The following is an 11,506-nucleotide window of genomic DNA, read 5'->3' on the forward strand; positions in this document are numbered from 1 at the left end:
ATTACGACGCGTGGAGGTCGGGCCGGACCATGCGGCGCGCAGCAGGCGAGGGGCGCCTGCGCAGGTTCCGCATCGCCGTTCTCTGAGAACGTGCTTGCGCGCGGGCCAGGCGGAACGCACGACCCGCGCGAACCGGCCTGCCCCCGCCGTGCGTTTCTCCGATTTTTATGCCGAACCGGCGTCGGCGTCCTGCACTGCGGACAGTCCGAAGAACGCCAGCGCCGTCGCCGTCGTCGCGGCGGCGGTCACGTCGACGGTCTCGCTGCGATCCCGCGCCAGTTCCTCGACGATATGCGGCAGGAACGCCGGTTCGTTGCGACGGTCCTTGGGCATCGGCTTGAGCGTGCGCGGCAGCAGGTACGGCGCGTCGGTCTCGACCATCAGGCGGTGCGCCGGAATGTTCGGCACCAGTTCGCGCAGATGCTGGCCGCGGCGTTCGTCGCACAGCCAGCCGGTGATGCCGATGTGCCAGTCGCGGTCGAGGTAGTCGAACAGCTCCCGCCGCTCGCCGGTGAAGCAGTGCACGACCGCCGGGCCGAGCCGGCCGTCGAACTCGCGCATGATCGCGATGAAGTCGTCGTGCGCGTCGCGCTGGTGCAGGAACAGCGGCTTGCCGGTGTCGACGGCGATCTGCAGCTGGCGCTCGAAGGCCTTGCGCTGTGCCGGGCGCGGGGCGAAGTCGCGGAAGTAATCGAGCCCGCATTCGCCGACCGCGACGACTTGCGGATGCGCGTGCAGCGCCCGCAGCTCGGCATCGCATTCGGCGGTGTATTCCACCGCGTGGTGCGGATGCACGCCGGCCGTGGCGTACAGAAATCCGGGATGCTGCTGCGCGAGTGCCAGGGCCTTGGGCGAATGTTCGCGGCTGGCGCCGGTGACGACCAGCGCCGACACGCCGGCCGCGCGAGCGCGTTCCAGCACGGCGTCGCGATCGCGATCGAAGCTGTCGTGGGTCAGGTTGGCGCCGATATCGATCAACTGCATGGCGGGGCGTGCACGGCTGCGGGGCGTGCATTGTAGAGGCTGCACCGCGCGGCGATTTCGGATCGGCGCCTGCCACTGCAACGCGCGGTGACGGGAATGGAGGCGATCGTGCAGGAGCGCGCTGGCGCGCGACAGGCGTTCGATCAACTGCCCATCGCGCGCGCGCTCCTGCAGACGCAGGCGCCGGGAATGCGGTGGTGTGCGGAACGCGCCGGCGGCGTCAGTCCGCCAGCTGGCAGCTCGCCGGCGACGTGCTGCCGAACAGCGCCGCGCTGGCCCACTCGGGATGGTCGATGAAGGGATTGCGGTTGCCCTGGAAGCTGTAGACGACTTCGTTGCGCGCGCGTTCGCGGGCATCCGGCGGGTCGGCCTGGTGCCAGGCCAGCAGCGTCGACAGCAGGCCCATGTAGGCCGGCGACGACGACGTGCCGACGATGCGGCTGCGGTCGTCGGTCAGTTCAAGGTCCGGTTCCGACTGCCCGGTCTGCGGGTGGGTGCCGCCTTCGTAGCGGATCGCCATGTACAGCACCGCGCGCGCCATGTCGCCTTGGCGGTGACGCCAGGTCTGGAAGCCGCTGGCGTTGGTCCAGCTGGAATTGCCCGGGAACTGGCCGCTGCCGCCGCCGACGCCGGCGTTGGCTTCGGTGACCAGCTCGCTGCAGTTCGCCTGTGCGGGGCAGTTAGCGTACGGCTTGTTGCCGCGCGCGGAATTGTGGCTGGTGTCGCTGAGATGCAGCATGTGCGCATCGGTATGCGGCGCGTTCGGCAGGCCCCTGTCGCCACTGGTCGACGGGAATCCGAGCGACTTCGGCCACGTGTGCTCGCGGTTGTAGGTCAGGCCGCTGCCGGTGCCGGCCCGCGCGCTGCCCTTGGCATAGCTGCGGTTGCGGTAGACGTCGAGCACGCGCCCGCCGTCGGCCGGATCCTCGTCGGCGATCTCCAGGATCGTCCAGGTATTGGTCGTGCCGCCGCTGTAGGGATACGCGGTGTGGCCGCGGATCGTGGCGTGCAGCGAGCAGCGCAGCTGCGGCGCGCTGCTGGTGTTGACGCGGCTGTAGTAGCCGGCCCCACCACCGCCGCTGCTGGCGACGGAGAACGCGATGACGGTGTCGGCGGCCGGAGCGCGTCCGTCGGTATCGCGGATCGACGCCGCGCGGATCGTCAGCGTGCAGGCTTCGCCGCCGCGCAGCGCGGTCCCGGTGCCGATGGCGAAGACGTCGCCGCTGGCGGCATGGTCGAGCGTGACCGTGCCGGAGACCGCGCATTGCAGCGCGAACGCGCCGGCGCCCAGCGTGACCGGTTCGCTGAAGCGCACCGACAGATCGCCAGCCGCCGGAAAATCGTCCTCGCCGGCGACGGGCGTCGTCGCGGCGATCGTGGGCGCGGTGTCGTCGCCGCCTCCGCCGAAGGTCTGGCCGGTGTTGCACGCGCCGAAGGTCTGCGTCGACGACGCGGCCCAGTCGAAGTCGTCGGCCGACGTGCCGCTGCCGGTCCGCTGCAGCGAACTGCCGACCGGGGCGGCGGCGCTTTCCGACACCGGCAGGCTCTGGCTGCTCATGCCGGCGGCGGCGCCGTTGCCGGCGACGAGCGTGCCTTCGTAGCTGAGGAACTGCACGACGCGGCCCGCGCCATCGACGAGGGCGATGCCGTCGTTGGGTCCGTTCTGCAGGCCGTCGCGCGGCCAGGTCACCGTCGCGATGCCGACCGCGGCGCCGCAGGCACGCGGTTGCGCGGCCGGCACGGCGACGTTGCCGTAGCTCGTCGCATTGCCCGGGGCGTTGCTGCCGTTGTAGAGCCACACCCGATACGTCGACAGGTCTTCGCCCGCGGTCGCGACGAGTTCGATCGCCTCGCCACTGTCGGCGCCGGCATTGTCGTAGTGCAGCTCGTTGATGAAGACCTCGGCCAGCGCCGCGGGGGCGACCGCGAGGCCGCAGGCGAGCAGCAGCGCGCGGGAGAGAGCAACGGCACGACGGGACATGGCGGATCCGGGCAGCAGGGACCGCACGAATCTAACGGCCGCAGATGACGCTCGATACCGGGGCAAACCCTTGCACGCGTGCGCGCGCATCGACGCCGCGGCGGCACCTCGCTAGCCTGTGCGCCGTGACCGCCGCCGCGCCCGCTCCCGTCTTCCCCATCACGCCGCTGCTGCCCGAGATCCTCGGCAGCCTCGCCGCGCATCCGCGTCTCGTGCTCGAGGCGCCGCCGGGCGCGGGCAAGACCACGCAGGTGCCGCTGGCGCTGCTCGCCGCCGACTGGTTGCAGGGGCGCCGCATCGTGATGCTGGAGCCGCGCCGCGTCGCCGCACGTTCGGCCGCGGGCTTCATGGCCCGGCAGCTCGGCGAGGAGGTCGGCGGCACCGTCGGCTACCGCATCCGCTTCGAGAACCGCACCTCGGCGCGGACCCGCATCGAGGTCGTCACCGAAGGCATCCTGACCCGGATGCTGCAGGACGATCCCGCGCTGGACGCCGTCGGCGCGCTGCTGTTCGACGAATTCCACGAACGCCATCTCGCCGGCGATCTCGGCCTCGCGCTCGCCTGCGACGTGCAGTCCGGCCTGCGCGAGGACCTGCGCCTGCTGGTGATGTCGGCGACGCTCGATGGCGCGCGCCTGGCCGACTGGCTCGACGCGCCGCGGCTGTCGAGCGCGGGGCGCAGTTTTCCGGTCGACATCCGCCATGCACCGGCGCGGCGCGACGAAGCGCTGGAGCACCAGGTCGGGCGCGTGGTTGCCGAGGCGCTGGCGACATTGCCCGGCGATGCGCTGGTGTTCCTGCCGGGGCAGCGCGAGATCGCACGGTGCCGCCAGCTGCTCGAAACCGCGCTGCCGGCCGACGTCGAACTGCTGGCGCTGCACGGCGAGCTGCCGGTCGACGCGCAGGCGCACGTGCTGCAGCCGTCGGCGGACGGGCGCCGACGCGTGGTGCTGGCGACCAACGTCGCCGAGAGCAGCGTGACCCTGCCGGGCGTGCGCATCGTCGTCGACAGCGGGCTGGCGCGCGAGCCGCGCTTCGATCCCAACAGCGGCTTCTCGCGGCTCGATGTCGTCGCGATTCCGCAGGCCTCGGCCGACCAGCGCGCGGGCCGCGCGGGCCGCGTCGCGCCCGGAGTCGCCTTGCGTCTGTGGCCGGAATCGCAACGGCTGGAACCGCAGCGGCGGCCGGAAATCGCCCAGGTCGAACTCGCCGCACTGGCGCTGGAACTCGCGGCCTGGGGCGACGTGTCGCTGCGGTTTCCGGATCCGCCGCCGGCCGGTGCGATGGCCGCGGCGCGCGATCTGTTGCGCCGCCTCGGCGCGTTCGATGCCGGCGATACGATCACGCCGCTCGGCCGGCGCATGCTCGGCCTCGGCACCCATCCGCGGTTCGCGGCGATGCTGCTCGCCGCCGGCACGCCCCATGCGCAGGCGCTGGCCTGCGACCTGTGCGCGCTGATCGAGGCGCGCGATCCGCTGCGCCCGTCGCCGGGCATGCCGCGCTCGGACGCGCTGGCCGCGCGCTGGCAGGCGCTGGCCGCGTTCCGCGCCGGCCGCACGCCGCCGGATGCGCAGCGCTCTACGCTCGCCGCGATCGACGCGGCGGCGAAGCAATGGCGACGGCGCCTGCGCACCGATGCGCTGCCGCCCCGCGACGCGCCGGCGCACGCGCTCGGCGACCTGCTGGCGCATGCGTTCCCGGATCGCATCGGGCACCGCCACGCGCGCGAGACCTACCGCTATCCGCTGAGCAACGGGCGCATGGCGAAACTGTTCGACGACAGCACCCTGGTCGGCGAGCCGTGGATCGTCGCCAGCGAGCTGCGCTTCGATGCCAAGGATGCGCTGCTGCTGCGCGGCGCGCCGGTCGACGAGGCGCACCTGCGCGCGACCTGGCCCGAGCGCTTCTCCGATGCCGACGAAACCCGCTGGGACGCGCAGAAACGCGCGCTGGTCGGCGAGCGCGTGCGGCGCTTCGACGGCATCGTGCTCGACGCGGTGGCCAGCGGCCGCGTCGATCCGGCGCAGGCCGCGCAGGCGCTGAGCGATGCGGTCGGTGCGCTCGGGCTCGAGGTGCTGCCGTGGCGCGACGGCCTGCGGCAATGGCGCGCGCGCGTGCAGGGCCTGCGCGAGTGGATGCCGGAACTCGGCTTGCCGGACCTGTCCGATGCCGCGTTGCGGGACACGCGCGACGCCTGGCTGCGTCCCGCGTTCGCCGGCTGCACGCGGCTCGATGCGCTCGACGCGGAGACGTTCGCGCAGGCGCTGCAGGCACGCCTCGACTGGACGCAGCGCCAGCAGCTCGATCGCCTCGCACCCGTGCGCCTGACCGTGCCCTCGGGGCAGGCGCGCGCGATCGACTACGCGATCGACGGCGACGGCAGCGCGCAGCCGCCGGTGCTCGCGGTCAAGCTGCAGGAACTGTTCGGTCTCGCCGAAACCCCGGCGATTGCCGACGGCCGCGTGCCGCTGACGATCCATCTGCTGTCGCCGGCCGGGCGGCCGCTGCAGGTCACGCGCGACCTGCGCGGCTTCTGGGAGCGGACCTATCCCGAGGTGCGCAAGGAAATGAAGGGGCGCTACCCCAGGCATCCATGGCCCGAAGATCCCTGGAACGCGTCCGCAACGCATCGCGCAAAGCCGCGGGGCACCTGAGGCTCGACGACCCGCATCCGTGGCGACGGTGGCCCATGGCCGGGGTCGTCGCGGGCGTGCGGGGCGCGGCCGGACGATCCCTGGAACGCATTCGCGACACACCACGCGACACCGCGCGGTACCCGGGACCCGTCGATCGGGACCGAGGTGTCGAACATGACAGGGCGCCGCCGCGCGTGTTCCGCCTGCCGTTGGCCGCCCGCCGATGCGAAACGGCGCTTGAACGCGGCGCGGCACGGCCGCAGCTGTCACGTCCGGTCGACCTCACCGGCCGCAGACTGGCTCGCCTCCCTTACCGGACTTCCAAGGAATCCATGATGAGCAAGTTCGAACAGCTGTCCGACAAGGCCATTACGCTGGTCGGCCAGGCCGGCGACAGCCTGCGCCACGCCATTCCGGATTCGGCCGAGAAGTGGCTGCAGACCGGTATCGCGATCGGAGCGGCCAAGTCGGGTGCACGCGTTGCCGGCGGCTTCCTGCGCCGCAATCCCGCGATCCTCGCTGCCAGCCTCGCCGGCGCCGGGCTCGTCTGGCTGGCCGCGCGCCAGTACAAGAAGAAGAAAGAGAACGGCACCATCGAAGGCTCGTCGCGCCGCATCGAGGCCAAGCGCGCGCCGTCGCGTCGTCGCACGACGACCCGTCGCGGCCCGGCGGCTGCGTCCTCGAACCAGGACTGACGCACCGCAGGCGTTGCCTGCAGCCCAACGAAAACGCGCGCCCCGGGGCGCGCGTTTTTTTTGGGTCATCTCGAACCCGCGAATCAGGCGTGGGCGTCGTCGTCCTGGTCCGCCTCGAGCCGTTCGACCGTGCCGTCGGCCTCGGCCGTGGCCAGGTCGCCGGAGATTTCCGGCAACTCGATGACGAACCGCGAGCCGCCGCCCTCGCGGTCTTCGTACCAGAGCTGGCCGCCGAGATTGACGACGATCTGCTTGGCCAGCGACAGGCCCAGTCCGCTGGAGCGGCCGTCGTCCTTGCCCGCATGCGCGAGGCGCGAGAACGGGCGGAACAGCGCGTGCTGCAGATCGCGCGCGATGCCCGGGCCGCGGTCCTCGACCAGCAGCTGCCAGAAGCCGACGCCGCCGCCGCGCATCGACAGGTCGACGTCGCTGTCGGGCGCGTACTTGATCGCGTTGGTGATCAGGTTCTCGGCGACCTGGCGCAATACCAGCGCGTCCACCGCGACCAGCGGCGACACGTCCGGCGCACGCATCTGCAGCGCCACGCCGCGGTCCTCGAACTGCAGGCCGTAGCGGTCGACCAGCCAGTCGAGCACGTCGCGCAGCGCCGTCGCCTGCGGCGCGTCGCCTTCCTTCTTGCGGTCCTGGGTTTCCAGGTAACGACGGATGTAGCCCAGCGCGTCTTCGGCGCTGTCATGGATCATCTTGTGATAGCGCGGCACGCGCTCGGGCTTGGTCTCGCCCTTGATCAGCATGTCGCTGGCGAACCAGATGCTCGACAGCGGATTCTTCAGATCGTGCGCGACCAGGTTCACCAGCTCCTGGCGCTCGCGCGCGATTCGCTCCAGCCGGTCGCGGGTCTGCTTGAGGCCGACGTGCGCGTTGACGCGCGCGAGCAGCTCTTCGGGCATGAACGGCTTCGTGACGTAGTCGACGGCGCCCGAGTCGAACGCGCGCAGCAGCAGTTCGCGGTCCTGGGCGACGGTCAGGAACACCACCGGCAGGCGCAGCAGGTCCGGGTTCTGCTTGATCTCGGCCAGCAGCGCGAAGCCGTCCATGTTCGGCATCAGCATGTCGAGCAGCATCAGGTCCGGCTGCAGCGTCGCCAGGATCGACAGGGCCTCGGCGCCATCGCTGGCAGTGGCGACCTCGTAGCCGTGCCGGCTCAGCAACGAGCTGACCACCCGCAGGTTGGCGGGCTGGTCGTCGACGACAAGAATGCGTCCGCTGGCGTTGATCGAAGTCGGCATGTCTCTGGCTGCGTTGCCCCATGGCGGTGATGGACATCGCGCGCGCACGCGTCCGGCGCAGACGGTAACAGAAATCTCACGATCCCCGCGCACGCTCCCAACAAGTGGCGTTAACTGAACGCAACTCCCGCCAACGTCGGACACGGAACGCGCACCTTCGCCGGGCTCATGCCGGCAACGCGCGCCACGCCCCGGGGCCCAGCGTGTCGAGCGCCCAGTCGCCGATCGCCACCCGCACCAGGCGCAGGGTCGGCAGGCCGACGGCGGCCGTCATCCGCCGGACCTGGCGGTTGCGGCCTTCGCGGAGCGTGATGGCCAGCCACGCATCCGGCACCGACTTGCGGAACCGCACCGGCGGATCGCGCGGCCAGAACACCGGCGCGGGATCCAGCAGCGCGACCGCGGCCGGGCGCGTGGGACCGTCGTTGAGGGCGACGCCATCGCGCAGCGCCTGCAGCTGCGCCGCGTCCGGCGTGCCTTCGACCTGCACGTGATAGGTCTTGGGCAGCTTGTGCCGCGGATCGGTGATGCGGTGCGCGAGGCCGCCGTCGTCGGTCAGCAGCAGCAGGCCTTCGCTGTCGTGATCGAGCCTGCCGGCAGGATAGACGCCGGTCGGCAGGCCGAACCCGGCGAGCGTCGGACGCGGCGGCTGGCTGCGGTCGGTGAACTGGCACAGCACGCCGTGGGGCTTGTTGAACGCGATCAGCATCGAGGCGGCGACAGGACGAGAGACGCGCGACGCGCATCGCCGCGACGAGCGCGCGCGGTCCGGTCGCGACGACCGGGCCCGCGCCGCGTGCCGGAGCCGGCTTACGGCTTGACGAAGCGCAGCGTCATCCGGTCGCTCTCGCCGATCGCCTGGTAGCGCGCGGCGTCGGCAGGCTCGTGGTTGTTGCCGGGCGGCAGCATCCACACGCCCTTGGGATGGTCCTTGGTGTCGCGCGGGTTCGCGTTGATCTCGCTGCTGGCGTCGACGCGGAACCCGGCCGCCTGCGCCATCGCGATGACCTGCGCCTGGCCGACATAGCCGCTGCGGTCATCCGCCGGCACGTCGTTCGCGGCGCGGTGTTCGACGACACCGAGCACGCCGCCCGAACGCAGCACGTCGTAGAAGCCCTTGAACATGCCCTCGGCCTGGCCGGCGCCGCGCCAGTTGTGCACGTTGCGGAACGTCAGCACCACATCGGCCGAGCCGTCCGGCCCGAAGCGTGGTGCGGCCGGGTCGTAGGCGGCGATGCGCGTGCGGTCGAAGCGCGTCGGCGCGTCGGCGATACGCTTGTCGAGGTTGGCGCGCTGGGTCTGCTGGTAGGTGCGGCCGCGCCCTTCCGGCAGCGCCGCGGGATCGACGATCGCGGCGACGTACTGGCCGTCCTCGCGCAGGTACGGCGCCAGGATCTCCATGTACCAGCCGGCGCCGGGCGTGATCTCGATGACGGTCTGTTCCGGACGCACGCCGAAGAAGGCCAGGGTCTCGCGCGGATGGCGGTAGACGTCGCGCGCGGTGTTCTCCGGGCTGCGCCAGTCGCCGGCCAGCACGGTGTCGAGTCGCGTGAGGTTGGCGGTATCGAGGTCGGTGGCGGTGTCGGCCTGCGTCTGCGGACCGGAGGCGCAGCCGGCGAGGGCCAGCACGAGGGTGGCGCACAACAACATGGAGCGTTGCATGGTCGGAACTCCGGTTCGCGAAAGTCGCGCAAGGGTGCCACAACCGCCGCAGCGCCGCGTGTGCAGGCAGGTGCCGGCCTGCGCGGCGATCGGCGCGCGCATCCGGAACACTGTTTCCGCCGCGGGCCATGCGCGCTGTCGTGCACGCGTGCCTATGCTGGCCGCCCTGCACAGAGGAGTGGACGATGGCGGACCGTGAACTCGGACGCTCGGGCCTGCGGATCTCGCCGCTGGCCTTCGGCGGCAACGTGTTCGGCTGGAGCGCCGACGAGGCGACCTCGTTCGCGCTGCTCGACGAATGCGTTGCGCTGGGTCTGGACCTCGTCGACACCGCCGACGTCTATTCGGCCTGGGCCGACGGCAATGCCGGCGGCGAGTCCGAAACGCTGATCGGACGCTGGCTGCAGCGCAGCGGCCGGCGCGACCGCGTCGTCATCGCGACCAAGGTCGCGAAATGGGCGTCGCGCAAGGGACTGGCGCCGGCCAACATCCAGGCCGCCTGCGAGGACTCGCTGCGGCGGCTGCGCACCGACGTCATCGATCTCTACCAGGCACACGAGGACGATCCGACGGTGCCGCTGGAAGACACCCTCGGCGCGTTCTCGCGTCTCATCGAGCAGGGCAAGGTGCGCGCGATCGGCGCGTCCAACTACAGCGCCCCGCGCCTGGCCGAAGCGCTGGACGTCGCCCGGCGCCACCGCCTGCCGCGCTTCGAGACGCTGCAGCCCGAGTACAACCTCGTGGACCGGTCGGGATACGAAGCGGAGCTCGCGCCGCTGGTGCGCGAGCACGGCATCGGCGTCATCAGTTACTACGCGCTCGCCAGCGGCTTCCTCAGTGGCAAGTACCGCAGCGAGGCCGACGGCGCGAAGAGCGCCGCGCGTGGTGCGCAGGTCGTGCAGCGGTATCTCAATCCCCGCGGCAAGCGCATTCTCGCCGCGCTCGACGATGCCGCCTGCCGGCATTCGGCGACCGTCGCCCAGATCGCGCTGGCCTGGTTGATCGCGCGCCCGGGCATCACCGCGCCGATCGTCAGCGCGACCAGCGTCGCGCAGCTGCGCGAACTGGCCGCCGCGCGCACCCTGTTGCTGACGAAGGCCGACATCGCCGCGCTCGACGGCGCCAGCGCCGGCTGAGCCCGCGCTGCGTTGACGCGCCGCCACGGGCGCGGCGCGCATGCTGCACGGCGTCGGCCTCTTTCCGACTGGAGCGTCCGTCATGAACGACACCCTCAATACCCGCATCGTCCTCGCCGCCCGCCCCCGGGGCGCCCCGACCGACACCGACTTCCGCCGCGAGCAGGTGCCGCTGGCGTCGCCGCGCAACGGCCAGGTGCTGCTGCGCAACCGCTGGCTGTCGCTCGATCCCTACATGCGCGGGCGCATGAATGCCGGGCGTTCCTATGCGGCGCCGATCGAGGTCGGTGACGTCATGGACGGCGCGACGGTGTCGGAAGTGGTGGAGTCGCTGCATCCCGCGTGGTCGCCCGGCGATCTGGTGCTCGCGCATGCCGGCTGGCAGACGCACGCCGTCGTCGATGGCGAGGCGCTGCGGCGCAAGCTCGATCCCGATGGCGTGCCGCTGTCGACCGCGCTCGGCGTCTATGGCATGCCCGGTTTCACCGCGTACGCGGGCCTGCGCGAGATCGGCAAGCCGCAGCACGGCGAAACGCTCGTCGTCGCCGCGGCCAGCGGCCCGGTCGGCGCCACGGTCGGCCAGATTGCCCGGCAGGCCGGCGCGCGCGTGGTCGGCATCGCCGGCGGCGCGGAGAAGGTCGCGCACGTGCGCGACGACCTCGGTTTCGACGTTGCGCTCGATCACCGCGCCGACGATTTCGCCGCGCAGCTCGCAGCCGCGTGCCCCGATGGCATCGACGTCTACTTCGAGAACGTGGGCGGCAAGGTGTTCGACGCCGTGCTGCCGCTGCTCAACGACTTCGCGCGCATTCCGGTCTGCGGCCTCGTCGCGCACTACAACGACACCGCGCCGCCGGCCGGCCCCGACCGCGTGCCGCAGCTGATGGGGTTGATCCTGTCGCGGCACCTGACGGTGCGCGGCTTCATCCAGCACGATTTCATCCAGCTGTATCCCGAGTTCCTGCGCGAGATGGGACGCTGGCTGCAGGACGGCAGGATCCGCTATCGCGAGGACGTCATCGACGGCCTCGACAACGCGCCGGCGGGCCTGATCGGGCTGTTGCAGGGCCGGAACTTCGGCAAGCTGCTGGTGCGCATCGCGGACTGAGGCAACGCGTCCCGGGGCGCCGGTCGACATCGTGTCGGAGAACGCGGCGCGCGC

At 71.6% G+C, this 11,506-nt stretch carries 9 protein-coding genes; 4 read left to right on the plus strand and 5 right to left on the minus strand.

All coding sequences use genetic code 11. From position 1 onward, the window contains the following. Positions 1 to 165: 165 nt before the first annotated feature. Together CJ022_RS13665 and CJ022_RS13670 are read right to left on the minus strand one after the other, a co-directional pair. The gene (locus tag CJ022_RS13665) at positions 166 to 984 is read right to left on the minus strand and encodes a TatD family hydrolase (RefSeq protein ID WP_101927194.1); all 819 of its coding nucleotides are present in this window, start codon (positions 982 to 984) and stop codon (positions 166 to 168) included. Positions 985 to 1,204: 220 nt separating this feature from the next. After that, positions 1,205 to 2,965 carry an endonuclease gene (locus tag CJ022_RS13670; protein ID WP_101927195.1) on the minus strand — a complete coding sequence of 587 codons (1,761 nt, stop codon included), beginning with the start codon at positions 2,963 to 2,965 and terminating at the stop codon, positions 1,205 to 1,207. Positions 2,966 to 3,090: 125 nt separating this feature from the next. Between CJ022_RS13670 and hrpB the strand changes: the two genes are divergently transcribed. Both hrpB and CJ022_RS13680 read left to right on the plus strand, forming a co-directional pair. Beyond that, on the plus strand, positions 3,091 to 5,619 hold the full coding sequence (hrpB, locus tag CJ022_RS13675) for an ATP-dependent helicase HrpB (RefSeq protein ID WP_233198796.1): 2,529 nt from the start codon (positions 3,091 to 3,093) through the stop codon (positions 5,617 to 5,619). A 317-nt stretch (positions 5,620 to 5,936) separates the two neighbouring features. Next, entirely contained in the window at positions 5,937 to 6,296 is a 360-nt protein-coding gene (locus CJ022_RS13680) for a hypothetical protein (RefSeq protein WP_101927197.1), read from the plus strand. 83 nt (positions 6,297 to 6,379) lie between these two features. Here CJ022_RS13680 and CJ022_RS13685 read toward each other — a convergent pair whose 3' ends face one another. The 3 genes from CJ022_RS13685 to CJ022_RS13695 all read right to left on the minus strand — a co-directional run bounded on the left by CJ022_RS13685 (position 6,380) and on the right by CJ022_RS13695 (position 9,208). Continuing rightward, a complete protein-coding gene (locus CJ022_RS13685) occupies positions 6,380 to 7,546 on the minus strand; it encodes a hybrid sensor histidine kinase/response regulator (RefSeq protein ID WP_101927198.1) in 1,167 nt (388 codons plus the stop codon). A 166-nt stretch (positions 7,547 to 7,712) separates the two neighbouring features. Beyond that, a complete protein-coding gene (locus CJ022_RS13690) occupies positions 7,713 to 8,255 on the minus strand; it encodes a pseudouridine synthase (RefSeq protein WP_101927199.1) in 543 nt (180 codons plus the stop codon). 101 nt (positions 8,256 to 8,356) lie between these two features. Beyond that, entirely contained in the window at positions 8,357 to 9,208 is an 852-nt protein-coding gene (locus CJ022_RS13695; protein WP_101927200.1) for a class I SAM-dependent methyltransferase, read from the minus strand. A gap of 185 nt (positions 9,209 to 9,393) precedes the next feature. On the opposite strand from CJ022_RS13695, the gene CJ022_RS13700 reads away from it, so the two are divergent. Together CJ022_RS13700 and CJ022_RS13705 are read left to right on the plus strand one after the other, a co-directional pair. Next, positions 9,394 to 10,344, plus strand: a complete 951-nt coding sequence (locus CJ022_RS13700) for an aldo/keto reductase (RefSeq protein ID WP_101927201.1) — start codon at positions 9,394 to 9,396, stop codon at positions 10,342 to 10,344. Positions 10,345 to 10,426: 82 nt separating this feature from the next. Further along, positions 10,427 to 11,452, plus strand: a complete 1,026-nt coding sequence (locus CJ022_RS13705; protein ID WP_101927202.1) for an NADP-dependent oxidoreductase — start codon at positions 10,427 to 10,429, stop codon at positions 11,450 to 11,452. Positions 11,453 to 11,506: the final 54 nt, after the last annotated feature.

Source organism: Luteimonas rhizosphaerae, assembly GCF_002849595.1.
In the GTDB taxonomy this organism is placed as follows: domain Bacteria; phylum Pseudomonadota; class Gammaproteobacteria; order Xanthomonadales; family Xanthomonadaceae; genus Luteimonas; species Luteimonas cellulosilyticus.

Excerpts from the sequence above, each read along its gene's own strand:
- CJ022_RS13695 (WP_101927200.1), bottom strand. The coding sequence starts at position 9,208 with ATGCAACGCTCCATGTTGTTGTGCGCCACCCTCGTGCTGGCCCTCGCC.
- CJ022_RS13705 (WP_101927202.1), top strand. The coding sequence starts at position 10,427 with ATGAACGACACCCTCAATACCCGCATCGTCCTCGCCGCCCGCCCCCGG.
- CJ022_RS13665 (WP_101927194.1), bottom strand. The coding sequence starts at position 984 with ATGCAGTTGATCGATATCGGCGCCAACCTGACCCACGACAGCTTCGAT.
- CJ022_RS13680 (WP_101927197.1), top strand. The coding sequence starts at position 5,937 with ATGAGCAAGTTCGAACAGCTGTCCGACAAGGCCATTACGCTGGTCGGC.
- CJ022_RS13670 (WP_101927195.1), bottom strand. The coding sequence starts at position 2,965 with ATGTCCCGTCGTGCCGTTGCTCTCTCCCGCGCGCTGCTGCTCGCCTGC.
- CJ022_RS13685 (WP_101927198.1), bottom strand. The coding sequence starts at position 7,546 with ATGCCGACTTCGATCAACGCCAGCGGACGCATTCTTGTCGTCGACGAC.
- CJ022_RS13690 (WP_101927199.1), bottom strand. The coding sequence starts at position 8,255 with ATGCTGATCGCGTTCAACAAGCCCCACGGCGTGCTGTGCCAGTTCACC.
- CJ022_RS13700 (WP_101927201.1), top strand. The coding sequence starts at position 9,394 with ATGGCGGACCGTGAACTCGGACGCTCGGGCCTGCGGATCTCGCCGCTG.